Here is a 19,054-nt window from a genome sequence, read left to right as displayed (position 1 = left end):
CATATTTAGTGTCTACTAGGAGAATACTAAGAGAAATAAATTCAATATTTTTAATTAGCTGAGGATCATGCGATGGGGTTTATTAAAGATTTTTTTTCTAAGAGACCTACGGTTGAACAAAAGCCAGCGTCTCCGCCTCCGCCACAGCAAAACGCTGCGCGAAATAAGAAGGGGATACAGTTCGACCCGGGACTTGTTGATAATTTAAAAAACGACCACAGTCATTTGGTGACACTTTTTGGTCAGATGTGGGAACTTGGGTACCAAGCCAACAACCCGCAAAAATTGGCTGACTTAGTCACTCAATTTAAACGCGACTTCCAAGCACACCTTCTTAAAGAAAACGTTAAGTTTTACGTTTATCTTGAGCAAAATTTATCTGATGATAGTACTTCTATGGAGTTGGTTAGAGATTTCCGAAGTGAAATGAATGACATCGCTCATGCAGTGGTTAAGTTCTGTAAGCGCTACTCGAAACCACACGATATGAAAATACTACAAAAGCATTTTCCAAATGATTACCAACAAGTGGGCGAAGTATTGACACATCGTGTATCACTTGAAGAAAACGAACTCTACACGCTGTACCAGCCATAGTTGTAAATTCGTCTAACACGATAGTCGCTGAAAGGGATTTCAGCCAGCTCGACTTATCGCTTGTAATCTGACAAGTAAAATTCCAATCACCAAAGCCATCACGAATAACGTAATATCAGGCTTTTTCCCAACGATAAATAATTGCAACACAGTGATACCCACAGACAGTACAACCAAGAATGTGGTTGCCCAGCGATAATGTCTCCACCATTTGGCATAAAAGTAACCTACCGACGCCAACAATAATGACTCTTCTATCAGCTCGCTTAAATTGTACCAAGTCGAGCCCTTTAAAAAATCATCAAATGGCAACCATTGGAAACTATTTATGCTTTGCTTAAAGGTCAGCGGAAATAGATTTACCCATAGCAAAAGCATCGTGCTGCTAATGGCAATTAATGGAATCATCCACTGCCGGTTTAAGTGATGATGAACTATCATCGCTAGCGGTATCGCGGTAATTTCACTCCAACCCATCTGAGAACGATACATAGCAAGCTTAATAATGATCACAAAGATCGATACCAAGGTGATAAAACTCAAACGGTACTCTTTACCCAGTACGCGCTGTACTAGATGATAAAACACCAACCAGAATAATACGTGTTGTAGCCATAATGATGCAGACCAAGTGCTTCTGACAATGGTATCGAGACTTTGTCCGAACTGTTTGGTTTCAAATACTGGGATATATGGGAAGAATTGCCATCCAATCCAAAGAAATAACACGAGAAACGCCGGTGAAATTCCCAGTCGGAGCCCCTCTGGGATCATGCGCTGGATACGCTGGCTGTTGGAGTAAGCTGCGAGCGAAATACCAATTAGAATACCAATAGCGTTTAATAATGCATCGGCAGCGTGCGACACACGCGAAGGTAGATAAAACTGAATAAACTGTAAGAAAAATGCGAAAAGGATACCAATGCAGAGCATAAACAGTATCGAAAACAAGGTGTTACGACGCTGCTTTTGTTGAACCGTCAAAGCTCCAAAAAATCCGTAAGGGATAAACAGTAGGATATTGGCGATCACGTCAGAACGAATGGTTCGCTGTTGCCAGTTTAACAACCAAGCCCCTAGGTCATCCGGTAGAGGGCGTGAAAAGTCGAAATTAAACGGGTACAAGGAGCCGTATGCAATAAATAGAATAACGATGTACCAAATCAATCTCATTACCAGTCCTTCTCTACCTATCCCGCCATCAGCCAGCCGTAGCTTTGATTGATGGTTATTTTTATCGTCATTAGCTGACGCAGTTAGCCTAAACCGCTAAAATACTGTTTTAGTGACACATTAATAATAACGGAATTCGGATGCTTTGCCAGTTTGACGATATCGTTTCTCTAAGCAGTCAACAGTTTGCAGATAAAGTTGCTCTCGACGATAACAAGCAACAGCTCACTTACCAGCAGCTTAACCAAGCAGTTGACATGTTAGCTGATTACTTTATCGAACTTGGGCTTCAGCCAAATAGCCGAATTGGTATTTATTTACCAAAACAGGTTGAAGCCGTGATAAGTTTTTTGGCAGCCAGTCGCGCGGGCTTAGTGTTTGTTCCTATCAATCCGTTATTGAAGCCTGCACAAGTCAGCTACATTGCGCAAAATTGTAATATTGAGCTATTAGTGACCAGCGCACAGCGGGGCACGATATTACAACGCATATTCGATGAATGCGAGGATTTAGGTCACCTTTTATTAGTCGATGAATCAACAAATTTTTCAGCGCCCGAAACACTGCACACGCATTATTGGTCAAAACTCCCACAAAACACAGACAGCCGAACCCGCTCACGCATCTCAAAAGATCTGGCGGCGATTTTATATACCTCAGGCTCAACTGGGCAACCCAAAGGAGTGTGTTTATCCCATCAGAACCTGATCGCAGGTGCCCAGAGCGTTAGCCAGTACTTGCACAACAATGAAAATGACGTCTTACTCGCCGTCTTACCACTGAGTTTTGATTATGGGTTAAGCCAAGTGACTACCGCACTGCTGGTCGGTGCGAAAGTCGTCCTTATGGAATATCTTTTACCACGGGATGTTATCCGCCAAGTCGAAAAACATCGCATCACTGGGCTTGCTGCAGTTCCTCCTCTCTGGGTTCAGCTTGCTGGACTCGATTGGCCAGATGCTGCAAAGAATAGCTTGCGTTACATTACAAACAGCGGCGGCGCTATGCCAGAGAACACGCTGCAGCAGCTTCGTCGCAACTTACCTCACACCGCCCCCTATTTAATGTACGGCCTGACAGAAGCGTTTCGCTCGACATACTTAGAACCCTCTGAGTTGGACTCACATCCAGGATCAATGGGCAAAGCGATTCCCAACGCTGAGATTTTAGTGTTAAGGCCTGATGGCAGCGAATGTGATGCTAACGAAGCAGGCGAGCTTGTCCACCGCGGTGTTCACGTCAGCTTAGGCTACTGGAATGACCCTAAAAAAACATCCGCTCGCTTCAAGCCGTTACCGAATGACGAATCTGTTCTTCCTGAAATTGCTGTGTGGTCTGGCGATACCGTAAAACGTGATGCCGATGGCTTTCTTTATTTTATCGGTCGGCAGGACGATATGATAAAATGCTCGGGATATCGCATCAGCCCAGCCGAACTCGAAGATACGCTATATCATTTTGAGCTGGTTGATGAGGTTGTTGCGCTTGGCATTGATGACTCCCAATTAGGGCAGGCTGTTCTTGTGGTGATTAAACCAACAGGTGCCGAACCAGCTGATGAAGCTGCGGTCAAAGCGATTAAACGCTTTTGCCAGCAGGAGCTGCCGAATTTTATGCAGCCCAAATATATTGAGTTTGTCGATCAACTGCCGCGCAACCCTAATGGCAAAATCGATCGCAAAGCATTGGCGCAAGAATTTCAATATCTTGCAAACTAAGCATTGCAAAGCTGTTGCTAAACGCTAGAGCGGTTGAAACATATAGGTTAAATATGACATCAAAGACACATACACCCATGACACAGTTCTCCAGTCAGAATGGAGAATTACTGATTGCGGGTAAAACGGTAAGCCAAGTGGTCCAAATCGCTGGGCAAACACCCTGTTATGTCTATGATAAAGCGGTGATCAAAGCAAATGTGGAGCGTTTGCGTCACTTTTTCCCAGACATTAGCCTGCATTACGCGATCAAAGCGAATCCTTTTTCTCCGCTGGTCTGTTATGTCTCGGATTTAGTTGATGGACTGGATGTCGCTTCTGGCAAAGAGCTTGCCATAGCCCTTGCTACCTCAACTGACACAAACAACTTAAGTTTTGCAGGCCCAGGTAAATCATTACAAGAATTGACCATGGCACTGGCCAGCGGTATCACGATTAATGTCGAATCAGCTACCGAATTACAACGGATCGCCGATCTATCAAGCTCGCTTGATCTCGAAGCAAAGGTTGCGCTTCGCCTCAACCCCGATTTTGAGCTGAAATCCTCGGGCATGAAGATGGGTGGTGGCTCTCAACAGTTTGGTATTGATGTTGAGCAATTAAACGACGTCATGGACATTCTCCAGCATCAGAAGCTTGAATTACGCGGCTTGCATATTTTTACAGGCTCACAAAACTTACGTCCAGAGTCGATCATCAGCGCCCATAACAATATCTTCGCTTTAGTCGAGCGGTTGATTGAACAATACCAATTAAAACTGACTCACCTCAATATTGGTGGTGGCTTTGGCATTCCTTACTTTACTGGTGATTCAGAGCTGGATTTAGAGCCAATAGCCAACAACCTTAAAAAATTGCGTCAAGATTACAGCAACACATTTGAACAATGCGAAATCATTCTGGAGTTGGGTCGCTACTTGGTTGGTAATGCAGGAATTTACCTTTGCGAGGTGACCGATACCAAGATCTCTCGTGGCAAACGCTTCTTGGTTACTAATGGTGGATTACACCACCACCTTGCTGCTTCTGGTAATTTTGGACAAGTTATCCGAAAAAATTACCCTTTAGCCGTGGTCAATAAGATGGACGCGAATGAACTCGAGTCTGTCGACGTCGTTGGTCCTCTTTGTACACCCCTCGATATACTTGGAGGAAATGTCGAACTACCTCCAGCAGAGATTGGTGACATTATAGGTGTCTACCAATCCGGGGCTTATGGCTTTAGTGCTAGTCCTAGGGACTTTCTAAGCCATCCGCACCCCGTACAACTATTACTATAAATTAGGTTACTGTAACTTATGTCCTTGTCATCAAGCATTAAAAGCTTTTCACTGGCCATCTTGCGCCTTCCCTTAAAGCTACTGGTTAGAGAAAAGCGCGCGCCATCCGATCCGGTTTCAGAATTTCATTTGTCTGAAGACGATCACATCGTATACGTTCTACGTACTCAGTCCATGACATCAATCGAGCTACTCAAGCGTCAAGGCGAGCAGCTAGGCTTACCCATCGGTAAAGTTACCGATCATAAAAGAAGTATCCCTGCGCAAGGTAGTTGTTTATTTCTTAACAAGCGACCCAGCATTTTCCGAAGAAACAAAGTCAATGCTGAGCACAAAGATTCCATTGTTAAACTACTGAACGCTCAAAAAGCTAATCCAGACACTAAGTTTAAGCTTGTCCCCGTTTCGGTTTATTGGGGACGAAACCCTGGCAAAGAACGCTCTTTCTTTCGCTATTTCATTTCCAGTATCGAAGAGTCGGGGCGACTAGGAAAGTTTTTAATTATTCTCTTTTCAGGACGCCAATGCTTGCTACAGTATGGGCAACCTATAGAGCTCACCTCACCAGAGATCGATCTGAATGCGAATGCTGAGCGAAATGCTCACAAATTGAGCCGAATTATGCGAGTTCACTTCAATCGCGCATGGGTGGCTACTGTTGGCCCCCGCACCGAAAATCGTCGTGACTTAATTGCTGGTATCGTTGCTTCTGATTCAGTACAAGAAGTTATTCAGCGTGAAAAGTCTAAAGGAAAGCGTACTGAGCAGGATCTCAATAAAGAGGCTGGAAAATACGTTAAAGAAATCGCAGCTAATTTCAGCCCACGCATGATTCGCTTCCTGTCGAGTTTGCTGACCCGTGTCTGGTACAAAATCTACGCGGGAATTGAAGTTAACAACCTCAAAGAAGTTCGTCAGATGGCAAAAGATCACGAAATCATTTATGTGCCATGCCACCGAAGCCACGCTGATTATCTCCTGTTGTCGTATCAGTTGTATCATGAAGGACTAGCCCCACCGCATATTGCCGCGGGTATTAACCTCAACTTTTGGCCTGTTGGCTCGATTTTACGCCGTGGTGGAGCTTTCTTCTTACGTCGTAGTTTCCGCGGTAACCGTCTTTATGCTGCTGTATTCAACGAATATTTGTATCGTCTGTTTAATAAAGGCACGCCAGTCGAATACTTCCAAGAGGGTGGGCGTAGCCGAACCGGTCGTTTGCTTACGCCAAAAACAGGCATGCTCGCCATGACCGTGCAAAGCCTTCTACGCGGCCTAAAGAAGCCGATTCTTTTTGTCCCTGTTTATATAGGCTATGAACGCATGTTCGAGGGAAAAAGCTATGTCGGTGAACTGCGCGGTAAAACGAAACAAAAAGAGTCATTTGGCCAATTGCTTGGTGTTCGAAAAGCGCTTAAGCGTTTTTACGGTAAAGTGTACTTGAATTTTGGTGAGCCACTTAAACTTCAGGATTTTCTTGAACAACGCAACATCGACTGGCAACAAGCCTCTTTAGATCAGGAAGATCGTCCAGAGTGGCTTTCTAATAGCGTGTCAGCGTTAGGTGATGAAATCAATCGCCGAATTAACTCCTCAGCCAGCGTCAATAGCGTTTGCTTAGTGAGCTTGAGTCTGCTCGGCACACCGCGTCAAGCTATGGATAAACAAGAGTTGATTTCGCATCTCGACATGCTAATTACATTAGCTAAATCGGCTCCCTATAGCCCTTATATTAACTTGCCTCAAAACAGTGGTCTTGAATTATTAAACACAGCCTTAAAACTGGGCATGGTCCAAGAGTTTTCGGACCCAGCGGGCGATGTTGTCTCTATCGAAGGGGATGAAGCAGTTCTTTCAACCTATTACAGTAACAACATCCTTCACGTTTATGCGTTACCATCACTCATCGCGGCAATCTTTCAGCGCCATGAAAAAGTTAGCCGTGAACAAGTTATCGATTTAGTCCAACTGATTTATCCTTTCCTTTACCAAGAGTTGTATATTCGCTGGACTCATGACGAATTGGATGAGCAGCTCCATCACATCATAGACAGCTTCGTCACCTTAGGTTTACTTAAAGAATCCCAAAACCAGTTGATGGCACCTGCAGATGAAGACAGTAACTGGTCCCGACTAATGACTTTAGCACAAGCTGTCCAACCTGCATTACAACGATACGCTATTAGTTTAACGCTATTGCACAGCTTACGCGAGGATGAAACCTTGCGTCGCGCTGAGCTTGAGCAAGAAAGCCAAAAACTAGCGCAACGTATTGCAGCCTTACACGGCATTAATGCTCCAGAGTTTTTCGATAAAAACTTGTTTAGAAATTTGGTCAAAGTACTCAAAGACGAGGACTGGGTTGATCACACAGAGGGCGCTGGCATGCGTCCAACAGAAGCTTGTCGCCTGCTTTACAATACAGTCTTAAGTTTACTCAGCGTACCGGTTCAGCAAGGCTTGCAACAAGCATCAAGAAGCTTGAAGCAAACCAAGCAATCAACCCAACCAGTAGTGGAGAACAAGCCCGAGAAATAGGCTCATACCGACGTAATTATTATTTAAAAAGGCGTTGAAGCACTCTTTAGGATGACGCTTGCGACAACGCCACATTTGTCCTGCAATCAATGCGACAGATGTTGCCCAAGCGATATAATAATAAAATGTCAGGTCTAACTGTTGGCCGACCAGTAACATTCCGAATAAAAACATTGCTTGAATCATCCCAACTAAAGCTAAATCCATCTCACCAAACAATATTGCGGTCGACTTCAATCCCAATTTAAGATCGTCATCTCTATCGACCATTCCATATAAAGTGTCGTAAGCCAGTACCCAGAGCAACGTCGAGATATAGATCAGCCAAACGATGTGAGGAACCTCACCTGTTATCGCAGCAAACGCCATGGGTATACCCCAAGAAAATGCGGCGCCAAGTACAGCTTGAGGATAATAGGTGTAACGCTTCATGAAGGGGTACATTGAAGCTAACAATAAAGCGATAACGCTTAATCCTATCGTTAGCCAATTTAAGGTTAGGACCAGCCCTAAAGCCAACAATACCAAAACCAAAAATAAGGTTATGGCCTCACTGCTGCTCACTTTATTCTGTGCTAAGGGCCTTTGCCTAGTTCGCTCAACATGAGCATCAAAATCTCGATCAGCGAAATCATTGATCACACAACCCGCTGAGCGCATTAAAAATACTCCCAGAGAAAATACGACCAATATCCATAAGCTTGGGAGTCCTTCAGCAGCAATCCACAATGCCCATAAAGTAGGCCATAACAATAGGTAAGTTCCGATGGGCCTATTTAGGCGCATTAATTGCGCATAATATTGCCAGTGCTCTTTTTTTAGTGTCAGTTTCATGATGTCGTTTTAATTATTGATACAGTGGCGAATCAGGTAAGAATACTTCCAGCAAGAGTAACTTTTTACTTTCGTCCTCATTTGCCCACAGCGAACGTCTTGCCCATAATGGTGTTGCGTCAGCCTTTTCGTCCATATACGTCTTAGCTTTTTGGTACAATCGATGCTCTTTTGACAACTGCATCACTTCTAACGAACGACGCCTTAACTCACTGGAAGTAAATAATATACTTCCTAATGGTGTCTTGCCTAGATCCAAAATCAAGTTTCCATCAGACAATGGCACGATCGTTCGTGCGTAAATCCAGGGCTTTGTTGGGCCATACAACACAACTTCACGAACCTGGCTTAATTCTTCTTTAAGGTTAAGCAAGTCCGACTCCGTTTTTATTGGCTGCTCGGTGGCTTCCTTGAGTAAATCTAAACGAACTTTATCGACATAGTGTCCAAGCTTTTCCGTTAAGGAGCCAAACTCAGCAACCCATTCAGCAACATGATACGGCAGTGCTTGGATGACATCATCGCTTGTACTTCGCCATACCTTAAAATCCATAGATTATTCGCCTGTTGCACAATAAAGTTTCGCTTATTGTACTGGATTCAATCCATAAACCCTAGTTTATCAATATCATATACTGCTCTTGAAAAAATCACAGGTGCATGTCTTAATAACCTAAACAGCGAATTGAAAAGGAGTTGGCTATGGCGCTAGCGGTGGTAGAAACCTATGCTGATAATATGCAGGCTCACATTGCAAAAGGTCTGCTTGAAGCTCATGGAATTGAAGCAACTTTGCTCCATGATGGCTTCCATAGTACCTATGGTTCAGCGATTGGTGAAGTTCCCTTAATGGTAGACGAGGAAAACTTGGTTCGTGCCAAAGAGATCCTTAATGAAGAGTTTACGGATAGTAACTTCGATTCCTTCTCAGCGTAAATTTAGTGTTTAGACTTCCACTGGATGGTTCAGTTTCCAAACCTCAAAACCGCCGTCCATACTGTACACGTCTTCAAACCCTTGCGCTGCGAAGTATTGTGCAGCAGGCTGACTGCTATGCCCGTGGTAGCAGACCACAATTAACGGCGTTTGTTTATCCGCACTTTCTATGTAGTCGCCCGCATTTTGATTATTGATATTGACCGCATGTGGCATGTGACCTGCGGCAAAAGACTGAGGATCTCGAATATCAATCACGTTGATGGTTTGCTGATCGCTCATGCGATTGACTTCATCAATACTAATACGTTTAAAGTTCATACCTATCACTAAAATGCTTTAATTTTCGAGGTTAATACGCCGAGGGCTCCGCCTGTAACCAATCCAATCAGATGCGCAGCGTTGGCAATGCCTATCATGCCAGTTGAGTTCAACACAAAACCAAGCACTAGCCATATCATCATAAACTGCATGATCCCAGGATGCATTTCAACGCGGAAAAAGGGATCAAATTTGCGGCGCATAAAAATAAAGCCGAGCAAACCGTAAACCACGCCAGACATACCACCAAAAATATATCGAGGATTAACAAAACCTTCGATTAAGTACTCGCCAAAATACTGTGCCATATTTGAGGCAATACCAATGATCAAAACTAATCCCAGCAAGTACCAAGGGCCCCGCTCTTTTTCAATCGAGCCTCCCAGATCCCACAACCACATCATGTTAAAGATTAAGTGGATCGGTAACGAGCCGATCATAAAATGAAGAAAAATCGGGGTCACTAGCCGATGGACCTGTCCCTGTAATATCAGCTCCCAGTTAAAAGTGAAATACCCGGTTAACTGATTGCTACCTGACAATGTCACAATCGTAACGATAACGCTAATCGCTACTAGTAGCTTGGTCATCCAACCCGCACGTGCTAAAAAGTCTTTCAACATACGCTACTTCTCTCTCACCATTCTAATATGTGGGATTCCATCCTCAAGATAAGGTTCCGATACCATTTGAAAACCCAGAGACTGGTAAAAGGTTTCCAAATAAGCCTGAGCACTGACCGTGATGGGTAACTTTTGATTTTCCTTGATGTATTGAATTGCATATTCCATTAACTGGCGCGAAACACCCTGTCCACGATATGTCTTAGCGGTACACACACGCCCAATAGCCGCATACTCTTTTTCTTCAATTTTGGTGGTATAGATTCGAGCATAAGCCATCAAGGATTTGTTGCTTGGTGTTCTTGCGGTCAAATGTACCGACTCAAAATCCTGACCATCCAAGTCTTGATAAGCGCACTCTTGCTCCACTACAAACACCTCGGAGCGGAGTTGTAAAAGCTGGTAGAGGTCTAACGTATTCAGCTCTGCCCAGCTTTTTATCGAGTATTGATAGCGCATCAAACTTATCTTAGTCCCAGCTTAATACCACTTTACCTGACTGGCCGCTGGCCATGGTTTCGAAACCTTCTTCAAACTTATCGATATCGAAACGGTGAGTAATCACTGGTGATAAATCTAAACCTGACTGCACCATGGCAATCATCTTGTACCAAGTTTCATACATTTCACGGCCATAAATACCTTTGATGATTAAGCCTTTGAATATCACTTGGTTCCAGTCAATCGCCATATCGCTTGAAGGAATGCCTAACATGGCAATTTTACCGCCATGATTCATGGTGTTTAGCATAGATGCAAATGCAGGTGGCGCACCTGACATTTCTAAACCAACATCAAAACCTTCGGTCATGCCTAATTCATTCATGACATCTTCAAGCTTTTCTTTGGTCACATTAACCGTGCGCGTGGCGCCCATCTGTTTTGCTAAATCCAGACGGTAATCATTCATGTCGGTAATCACAACGTGGCGCGCGCCAACATGCTTAGCAATCGCAGCAGCCATCATGCCAATTGGCCCAGCACCCGTGATCAGAACATCTTCTCCCACTAGGTCAAACGATAAGGCAGTATGCGCAGCATTACCAAATGGGTCCAAAATCGAGGCGACATCATCTGAAATGTCGTCTGGAATCTTATAAGCATTTTCAGCAGGAATTACCAAGTATTCACCAAAGGCTCCGGGACGATTAACGCCAACGCCTTCAGTGTTACGGCATAAGTGACGGCGGCCTGCACGACAGTTACGACAGAAACCACAGGTAATATGACCTTCACCTGAAACGCGATCACCCACTTTAAAGCCTTTTACTTCTTGGCCAACTTCTTCGATGATACCGACATACTCGTGACCGACCGTCATCGGCACAGGAATCGTTTCCTGCGCCCACTCGTCCCAGTGGTAAATATGCATATCGGTACCACAGATGGCCGTTTTCTTAATTTTAATCAACACATCATTGTGCCCAAGCTCTGGCTTAGGATGGTCAACCATCCAGATTCCTTTTTCTGCTTTAGCCTTACTCAATGTTTTCATAATGATCTCGTTTCAATAATTAACTAATCACGCCCAACTCTTTGCCTACTTTTTCAAAAGCAGCAATGGCGCGATCAATATGTTCGATGTCGTGAGCTGCTGACATTTGAGTACGAATACGTGCTTGCCCTTTTGGTACTACAGGGAAAGAGAAACCAACCACGTAAATACCTTCTTGCAGCATCTTGTCAGCAAAATTACTGGCTAGCGACGCATCGCCCAACATCACGGGAATAATTGGGTGCTCACCAGGCACAAGCTCGAAGCCTAACGCTGTCATCTTTTCACGGAAATATTCACTGTTGCGCTTAAGCTTTTGGCGCAACTCATCGCCACTTTCCAGCATGTCTAAGACGCGCAAACTGGTCGAAGCAATGACCGGTGCTAATGTGTTGGAGAACAAATAAGGACGTGAGCGCTGACGTAGCCATTCAACAATTTCTTTGCGCGCTGCAGTATAACCACCTGACGCACCACCAAGCGCTTTACCTAGAGTACCCGTGATAATGTCAACACGACTCATAACACCGCAGTGTTCATGAGTACCGCGACCTTTATCGCCGATAAAGCCCACAGCATGCGAATCATCAACCATCACTAGCGCATTGTATTTATCCGCTAAGTCGCAGACGCTTTCCAGATCAGCAATGATGCCATCCATTGAGAAGACACCATCGGTTACGATGAGCTTGTAACGAGCGCCGTCTGCATCAGCTTGCTTTAACTTTTCTTCTAAGTCAGCCATGTCGTTGTTGCTGTAGCGGTAACGCATCGCCTTGCACAGACGAACCCCATCAATAATTGAGGCATGGTTTAAAGCATCAGAAATAATCGCGTCTTCTTTTGATAAAATGGTCTCGAAAAGACCCGTATTAGCATCGAAGCACGACGAATATAAGATGGTATCTTCCATGCCCAAAAAGTCACTAATGCGGCTTTCTAGTTCTTTATGCACATCTTGGGTACCACAGATAAAGCGTACGGATGCCATGCCATAACCTTGTTTATCCAAGGCTTCTTTACCTGCCTGAATCAATTCAGGACTATTAGCCAAGCCTAAGTAGTTATTGGCACAAAAATTTAAAACACTCTCGCCAGTAGTCACATGGATATCAGCTGCTTGCTGTGAATCGATCACACGTTCGCTTTTATATAAGCCTTCAGCTTTGACTTCCTCGATTTGAGACTGAAGATGTCCTAGAAAATCTTTATTCATGGGGTACCTTTTCATTTATCCGGTGTTAGCCAGTACATTTCATTAATGTTGTGATACAGACTTAGCGCCTAGCCGTTTTAGTGATTTTACAAGGTATAAGCGCCACCTGCCCTCAATTGGCACTATTCTAACATTGATCAGGCCAGCTTTGATACGCTGGCCTGCATTGTGGAGTATCTTGTGGGGCGAAGCAGATCACTTTTCTCTGGCGTTACCAAACGAACTGTTGATGACTGACACGCTCAACCAGCTTATTTTGTATGCGCAATGCGTCATCAAGCATAATGTAGGGAATATCCACATGATGCGCCCCGATCATGGCACCCGCGGTATCGACTTCAAGCTTGGCCATGCCATAGCGACGATCAAACACACTCTCTTTCACCTGAACGGTTTGGATTTTACTTAAGCGGACATAGGTTTCTTTCTTGAAGATAACACCACTTTTAAAGCCAATCATCTCTTGATCGAGACAATAAGCCGTATTTTTTACGTAGGTTCTCGCATACAGCCACCCGAGAAGAGACAAACTGGTAAACGCGACTGGTATCCAGCCCCAATGCACAAACCACAGTGGAGCTGACAGCGCCGCACTCACAAGCACCAGCTTTTTAGTAATTCGCTTCACCGCCAGAGACTCGATTGGTTTCCACTCCACCTCTTGCCAAGATACATCGGGCTGAATCTCCCGCAACAACTCTTCCCGGCGTGATGATACAAACAATGGCGCGATTTCCTTTAAGGTCAAACCTTGGTTTTCGTGGTTAACACCACCCGCTGTTTCAACGCTCATTGTCAGTCGCTTGAACCAGCGATGTAGCAACGAATTACGAATGGTCAGGGTTTGTATACGCGACATAGGAATAGTCGCCTGCATTCGCGTCAGCAACCCCATGGTCGCTTGTAACTTTCCTTTATTTTTTATTAACTCAAAATCATGCAGTTTAAATAACGCAAAGGTAATGGACAGTAACCACAAGCCAAGTAAGCCCAACACGGCCAGCACCAGCACATACACAACAATCGTTAAAGCCCCTAAATCACCAATAAAGCTGTCGAAACTGGCCGTTATCCAATCAGCGAAAGCGACGATTTTGTCTTCAATATAATCTTTTAAAGCACCATCACTCAGCTGCGACATAAATCCGAACACTACTGCCAAGATAACCAAGCCCTTGTTGGTAATCACGCCATAACGAACAATCTCAGCGAAAGGTAGACGCAGTAACGCTGACTTTTTTTCAACAACCTCCTGTTCGTCAAGCGCCTCAGCATCTTCCTCATTACCGTGTACTAGACGTTTAAGCTCCTTTACCGCGTCCATATCAACTACATTGATCACGGCCTCAGGCTTTCCCCCTGAAGCTGACTCCAGTTGCACTGTCACCACCCCTAAAATTCGATGAAGCGGGTTTTGCGTCAAGTTCAGATTTTGTATGCGCTTATAAGGCACTTGTCGTTCATTGCGGAACAGGATGCCTTCTTTGACACGGATTTGATTCGGCTCAAGCCAATAGCGGTAAAATCGGTACTGAATCACTGATGCCAAACTCACGAGTAGCGCAATCGCCAAGGCAATATATTCCCAGTAACTGCCACCAGGTCCGACTAAGGCGATCAATACTGGGAAAATGATTTTTTTGATATTATCCAGCAGGATAAATATTGGTGACGCTTTATGCAGCTTACGCTCTTCTTTAGACTGCATCGTCATCGCCATCTTGTCTGAGTTGTTCGCGAAGCTCGTTAGCTACGCTAAATTCTAGACCATCCAGCGGTACCGAAGCATCGCGTGTGCCAGCGGTATATACGACTAACTTTGCTAGGCTAAACTTTCTCTGCAATGGCCCCTGCGCGACATCGGTGTGTTGAATACGATTTCGCGGCACCAAGGTCTTTCGACGCCAAATAACACCCGTTTGGATATACAGCCCTTCCTCAGTTAACCAGTACCAAGTGTACTGATAAGATTTCCGCGCCCAAATATAACCGATTAAGAAAATCAACAGCACTGCCGATGCAATGATCCCTAACAGCAACCAACTCTCAGCAAAAAAAGCAGCAACGCTTCCGCCTAATAATAAAATGAACGCAAAAATACCATGACTGATGCGCGAAGCTTTAACTGAGTCAGGGTGAAGTCGCTTTGACTCTTGTGGCCTGACGTCGATAAGTGATTGTTTTTCTGACATTATTATCTCCTTCTGTCACTCTTATTATAGTCAGCGGGCAGACTCAGACCAGCGTTGAAATGTTACATTTTTTATCGTAATCCTAATCGCCAAGCTGTCGTTTCCATGCTTCTAACCCACCATGCAAACTAAATACACAGCTATAGTCTGACTCGATTAACCGCTGTGCCGCATTGAAGCTTTTCTGACCTAATTGGCATACTACAACCGTTGGCTCGTCCGGATCCAATTCGTTAATCACACTAGCAAACTCGGTGATCGCCACAGAAAGTGTATTGGTAGCGATTAATGAAGACGCCTCAAGCGCTGTGTCGTCTCCCGTAACATTGATTATCAAAGGCGCATTTTCTTGGGATAGCCATTGTTGTAATTGTGACGGCTCGATAAATTGCACAGTGTCTGAATCTTCGAACAGGAAGTCATTCATGTCGAAACATCTCCATCATTGTCTTGGTCACCGCTTCAGGTTCGTCGGCTTGTGTAATCGCAGATATCATCGCAATTCCCGACACTCCGGTTTGCACCACTTTTGGAAAGCGCTCTAAGTTAATTCCACCGATCGCTACCCAAGGGTAGTCTGGTAGTAATTCCTTCCACTTCATTAAGTTCTCAATGCCGTGAGGAATCCAAGGCATGTCTTTTGAGTCAGTATGATAGACTGGACCGCAAGCTAAATAACTCGGTTTGATGGCATGAGCTCGTGCCACTTCATAGTAACAGTGGGTGCTTAAGCCGAGTCTTAAACCCGCGTTTGATATTGCGCTTAGTTCGGCTGTTTCTAAATCTTCCTGACCAAGGTGTACGCCATAAGCACCATGTTTAATCGCGAGCTGCCAGTAATCATTGATGAATAAACGTGCTTTATATTTCTGAGCAATCTGTATTGCTTGCTCAATTTCAGCTTCTAACGCCTCGCCACTTAAGTCTTTAACGCGTAACTGGATTGTTGTCACCCCGAGTGGTAATAACTGCTCAAGCCATGAAGCGCGCTCGACCACAGGATATAAACCTAACGTCTCTTGATCGCTACCATGCTCAACACACTGCGGAAAATGGTAATCCACAGGATCTGTCATGCTGGCGGTTATTAGCGGTAGATCTTGAGTTTCATTTGGCCAATGCAGAGGTTTTAAAGGACCTTTTTGATAGTCAGTCTCTGTGGTAATGCTGTACCCCTGTCGCAACCCTTGATTAAGTAGCATTTTTCCAATGACTACCGCATCCTCCAAAGAATGGCCAAGTGCTAACGCAGCCGTGATTGCAGAGGCTAAAACACAACCCGTTCCACGTGTATTGTCAGTATCTTGTTTTTTGCTGTGTAGCCAGAATGTATGCCGCTCACTGATGAAATAATCATGTACATAGTCATCATGTATGTTGCCCAAATACTCAGTATGGCCCCCTTTTACTAATACCGCTTTAGCACCTTGGTTTAATAAGTACTGCGCTGCTTTTGCAATAGACTCTTCATCCGTGATCTCAATTCCGCTGAGCAAGGCCAGCTCTGGAATATTTGGCGTTACCAATGTTGCCTTAGCCAATAGTTCTGAATATTTTTCTAAGGTTTCATCATCGACTAGTTGCTTGCCAGAACTGCTTGCGAGTACAGGATCGACAATGACTAGTCCCTTATAATGTTCGAGGAACTCACTCAACGCCTTCAAAGCATCCACGGTTGGCAATAAGCCAACTTTAACTGCCACAGGCGAAAAGTCCTTTTCTAAGGCATTAAACTGAGACTCGATCTGCTCATAAGAAAGAGGATTTAAAGCGACAACTTGTTGATTGTTCTGCGCAGTCACTGCTGTAGTTATCATGCAAGGATGCACGCCCAACGCTTCCATGGCCCTGACGTCAGCCACTTGGCCAGCCAACCCTGCAGTATCAGAGCCAGCAACGGTCCAAGCTACTGGCTTCATCCGGTATGCCATTAAGCATCGCCCTTATCTTGTTGCCAAAAAGGCGTGCCCAAAACTGGCGTACTCGGCTTTGCAATATCGCGAACTGGCATCGCCCCAGCTTTAAACGCATCGCGCCCCGCTTCAACGCCACGCTTAAATGCTTGCGCCATCATCACAGGATCTTCAGCTTGTGCTACTGCTGTATTCAACAACACAGCATCGAACCCCATCTCCATTGCCTGACTTGCATGAGACGGCAAGCCTATGCCTGCATCAATCACCATTGGAATCTCGGGCAATCGCTGGCGTAATGTTTGAAGCGCATAAGGATCGCTTAAGCCACGGCCAGTTCCAATTGGAGCGCCCCAAGGCATCAGAATATTACAACCAGCATCGAGCAATCGTTGACACAACACTAAGTCATCAGTGCAATATGGGAACACCTCAAAGCCACGTTTAGTCAGCTCCTTAGATGTCTCAACTAACTGAAACGGATCGGGTTGTAAGTTATATTCGTCACCGATCACTTCCAACTTGATCCAGTTGGTCTGAAACAACTCACGCGCCATCTCCGCCGTTGTCACAGCTTCTTTCACCGTATGGCAGCCTGCGGTATTAGGTAACCAGTGGCAATCCAATTGATTGATTTGTTTCCAAAAGTTTTCACCACCTTGACCCTCGCGACGCACTGACACGGTAACAATGTCCGCGCCAGATGCTCGTATCGCATCCAACATGATCTGAGGCGACGGATATAAAGCCGTACCTAAAAACAATCGACTGTTAACTTCTTTACCACCGATTTTTAACATCTACTCATAACCTTTTAACTGGTCTGCTATTCTTTTTAGTAATGCTAAAGCCCAAGGCTAAGCAAGTACGCGGCAAAAAACCTTTTTCGAAAAGGAGTTTACTTATGTAAATGACTTTGTAGAAAAAGGATTTTTAACAAAGTAATTGCAACGACTTGGGGTTTAGCCGCCCTGCATCGGCTGAACAATCTCCACCTTATCATTCTCTTTCAGCACTGTTTCACCGTAAAGCGATCTCGGTACAAACTCCATATTCACCGCAACAGCAAAATTACCTTCTTGCTTAAACCACTCAATAAATTGTGACAAGGTCATGCCTTGCTCAATATCCAACACTTCACTATTGACTTCAATTTGCATATTGAACATTTCCTATTTCTTTATTAGCTGCTTGCTCAAACGTATTTATTGCTTGTTCGACTACTGCAGGGGCTAACAATATCCCATGGCGATAGAGACCATTAATTGTCGTTAGGCCATTATCGGTTTGCACTAACGGCAAATTATTGGGTAATGCTGGTCGGCAATTGACGACATTATGAATAATTCTCGCCTCACCAAAACCTCGGTGCACACTATACGCGGCTGACAATAGTTCTAAACTCGAACGCACCGACACAGGACTATAATCCTCACTTTCAATTTCAGTCGCACCAATCAAGTAAACATTATCCGGCCTTGGCACAACATAAATTCGATAACGCGGATGAATCAATCGAGTTAAATGCTTTATCTCGACATCCGGTGCTTTTAACCATAACAGCTCTCCACGTACCGCTCGAAGTGGCAAGTCATTTTTTGCACCGAGTCCACGGCAGTCGAAGACCCAATCAAAGTCCTTTTGCTTACCAGCAATTTCGATCTGGTTTTGAGTAACCGCAGCGATGTTCTGACCATAATGAACGGTAACCTTATCAGCCAGCTCCAGGTCATGTATCACACTCTTCATTAACCCAACCGGATCGACTTGCCCTTCGCTTGGAATAAACAAACAATCACCTAAGTGACTTAAGTCTACTTCTTTGTCACCAACATTAATTTTCTCAACCAGAGGCTGCGATGATCCATCAGCACCAAGCTTTCGCTGAACCACTCGATAAAAATGATCCAGCTCGACCTTGTCAGTGCCATGTGCCGTAACTAAGGAGCCAATTTGTCGATAAAAGACTGGCGTCGATAACTGTTTTAACCACTGTGGATACAGCTGCATTGAGCGGTTGCCCAATGTAAAAATATCCAGCTCCGCCATTTCAAGCTCAGCCAATGGCGATAGAATTCCGGCAGCGGCAAAAGAGCAAGCGTTTTGCTCACCCTTTTCTTGCTTCTCAAAGAGTTCTACTGTGTAGCCGCTTTTTGCCAGACGCCATGCTAGTAGACGTCCAGCAACTCCGGCGCCGATAACCGCTAACTTCATCACG

Annotated in this window: 20 protein-coding genes; 5 read left to right on the top strand and 15 right to left on the bottom strand. The window is 44.7% G+C overall.

The genetic code is table 11. The annotated features are described in order from the left end of the window. Positions 1-72: 72 nt before the first annotated feature. A complete protein-coding gene (locus KFK88_RS01930; RefSeq protein ID WP_223576971.1) occupies positions 73-597 on the top strand; it encodes a hemerythrin domain-containing protein in 525 nt (174 codons plus the stop codon). Between the two features lie 39 nt (positions 598-636). Here KFK88_RS01930 and KFK88_RS01925 read toward each other — a convergent pair whose 3' ends face one another. Continuing rightward, positions 637-1,770 carry a VanZ family protein gene (locus tag KFK88_RS01925; RefSeq protein WP_223576970.1) on the bottom strand — a complete coding sequence of 378 codons (1,134 nt, stop codon included), beginning with the start codon at positions 1,768-1,770 and terminating at the stop codon, positions 637-639. A gap of 140 nt (positions 1,771-1,910) precedes the next feature. Between KFK88_RS01925 and KFK88_RS01920 the strand changes: the two genes are divergently transcribed. From KFK88_RS01920 to plsB, 3 genes are read left to right on the top strand one after another with little or no spacing between them, the layout of a single operon-like run. After that, on the top strand, positions 1,911-3,488 hold the full coding sequence (locus tag KFK88_RS01920; RefSeq protein WP_223576969.1) for an acyl-CoA ligase (AMP-forming), exosortase A system-associated: 1,578 nt from the start codon (positions 1,911-1,913) through the stop codon (positions 3,486-3,488). 53 nt (positions 3,489-3,541) lie between these two features. Beyond that, positions 3,542-4,768 (top strand): pyridoxal-dependent decarboxylase, exosortase A system-associated, encoded by a 1,227-nt coding sequence (locus tag KFK88_RS01915; protein ID WP_223576968.1) that lies wholly within the window; start codon positions 3,542-3,544, stop codon positions 4,766-4,768. 18 nt (positions 4,769-4,786) lie between these two features. Beyond that, positions 4,787-7,306, top strand: coding sequence for a glycerol-3-phosphate 1-O-acyltransferase PlsB (gene plsB / locus KFK88_RS01910; protein ID WP_223576967.1), 2,520 nt, complete (start codon positions 4,787-4,789; stop codon positions 7,304-7,306). On the opposite strand, the gene ubiA is transcribed toward plsB, so the two are convergent. Beyond that, positions 7,268-8,140, bottom strand: a complete 873-nt coding sequence (gene ubiA / locus KFK88_RS01905; protein WP_223576966.1) for a 4-hydroxybenzoate octaprenyltransferase — start codon at positions 8,138-8,140, stop codon at positions 7,268-7,270. The genes plsB and ubiA overlap by 39 nt on opposite strands. 13 nt (positions 8,141-8,153) lie before the next feature. Next, positions 8,154-8,693 (bottom strand): chorismate--pyruvate lyase family protein, encoded by a 540-nt coding sequence (locus KFK88_RS01900; RefSeq protein WP_223576965.1) that lies wholly within the window; start codon positions 8,691-8,693, stop codon positions 8,154-8,156. A 149-nt stretch (positions 8,694-8,842) separates the two neighbouring features. Here KFK88_RS01900 and KFK88_RS01895 point away from each other — a divergent pair, with 149 nt between their 5' ends. Further along, complete coding sequence (locus tag KFK88_RS01895; RefSeq protein WP_223576964.1) at positions 8,843-9,076, top strand: putative signal transducing protein; 234 nt, start codon at positions 8,843-8,845, stop codon at positions 9,074-9,076. Between the two features lie 9 nt (positions 9,077-9,085). On the opposite strand, the gene glpE is transcribed toward KFK88_RS01895, so the two are convergent. The 12 genes from glpE to KFK88_RS01835 all read right to left on the bottom strand — a co-directional run bounded on the left by glpE (position 9,086) and on the right by KFK88_RS01835 (position 19,050). After that, entirely contained in the window at positions 9,086-9,397 is a 312-nt protein-coding gene (gene glpE, locus KFK88_RS01890) for a thiosulfate sulfurtransferase GlpE (protein ID WP_223576963.1), read from the bottom strand. A gap of 8 nt (positions 9,398-9,405) precedes the next feature. Then, positions 9,406-10,020 (bottom strand): rhomboid family intramembrane serine protease, encoded by a 615-nt coding sequence (locus KFK88_RS01885; protein WP_223576962.1) that lies wholly within the window; start codon positions 10,018-10,020, stop codon positions 9,406-9,408. A gap of 3 nt (positions 10,021-10,023) precedes the next feature. Beyond that, positions 10,024-10,479: a GNAT family N-acetyltransferase gene (locus KFK88_RS01880; protein ID WP_223576961.1), complete on the bottom strand. Its 456-nt coding sequence runs from the start codon at positions 10,477-10,479 to the stop codon at positions 10,024-10,026. A gap of 10 nt (positions 10,480-10,489) precedes the next feature. Further along, positions 10,490-11,515, bottom strand: coding sequence for an L-threonine 3-dehydrogenase (gene tdh, locus KFK88_RS01875; protein ID WP_223576960.1), 1,026 nt, complete (start codon positions 11,513-11,515; stop codon positions 10,490-10,492). 19 nt (positions 11,516-11,534) lie between these two features. Next, a complete protein-coding gene (locus KFK88_RS01870) occupies positions 11,535-12,731 on the bottom strand; it encodes a glycine C-acetyltransferase (RefSeq protein ID WP_223576959.1) in 1,197 nt (398 codons plus the stop codon). 211 nt (positions 12,732-12,942) lie between these two features. After that, on the bottom strand, positions 12,943-14,439 hold the full coding sequence (locus KFK88_RS01865) for a PH domain-containing protein (protein WP_223576958.1): 1,497 nt from the start codon (positions 14,437-14,439) through the stop codon (positions 12,943-12,945). Next, positions 14,429-14,923 carry a PH domain-containing protein gene (locus KFK88_RS01860; RefSeq protein WP_223576957.1) on the bottom strand — a complete coding sequence of 165 codons (495 nt, stop codon included), beginning with the start codon at positions 14,921-14,923 and terminating at the stop codon, positions 14,429-14,431. Before KFK88_RS01860 ends, KFK88_RS01865 begins: the two co-directional genes overlap by 11 nt. An 82-nt stretch (positions 14,924-15,005) precedes the next feature. Continuing rightward, positions 15,006-15,350 (bottom strand): rhodanese-like domain-containing protein, encoded by a 345-nt coding sequence (locus KFK88_RS01855; protein WP_223576956.1) that lies wholly within the window; start codon positions 15,348-15,350, stop codon positions 15,006-15,008. Beyond that, positions 15,343-16,854: a thiamine phosphate synthase gene (gene thiE, locus KFK88_RS01850; protein WP_223576955.1), complete on the bottom strand. Its 1,512-nt coding sequence runs from the start codon at positions 16,852-16,854 to the stop codon at positions 15,343-15,345. Before thiE ends, KFK88_RS01855 begins: the two co-directional genes overlap by 8 nt. Next, complete coding sequence (locus KFK88_RS01845) at positions 16,854-17,636, bottom strand: thiazole synthase (protein ID WP_223576954.1); 783 nt, start codon at positions 17,634-17,636, stop codon at positions 16,854-16,856. The genes thiE and KFK88_RS01845 overlap by 1 nt, the downstream gene beginning before the upstream one ends. A gap of 162 nt (positions 17,637-17,798) precedes the next feature. Next, on the bottom strand, positions 17,799-17,996 hold the full coding sequence (thiS, locus tag KFK88_RS01840) for a sulfur carrier protein ThiS (protein ID WP_223576953.1): 198 nt from the start codon (positions 17,994-17,996) through the stop codon (positions 17,799-17,801). Further along, the gene (locus tag KFK88_RS01835; RefSeq protein WP_223576952.1) at positions 17,986-19,050 is read right to left on the bottom strand and encodes an FAD-dependent oxidoreductase; all 1,065 of its coding nucleotides are present in this window, start codon (positions 19,048-19,050) and stop codon (positions 17,986-17,988) included. Before KFK88_RS01835 ends, thiS begins: the two co-directional genes overlap by 11 nt. Positions 19,051-19,054: the final 4 nt, after the last annotated feature.

Origin of the sequence: Kangiella taiwanensis, assembly GCF_020005165.1 — a bacterium.
Classification (GTDB): Bacteria; Pseudomonadota; Gammaproteobacteria; order Enterobacterales; family Kangiellaceae; genus Kangiella; species Kangiella taiwanensis.
Note: the sequence above shows the minus strand (reverse complement) of the source record. Positions and strands in the feature narration are given on the sequence as shown.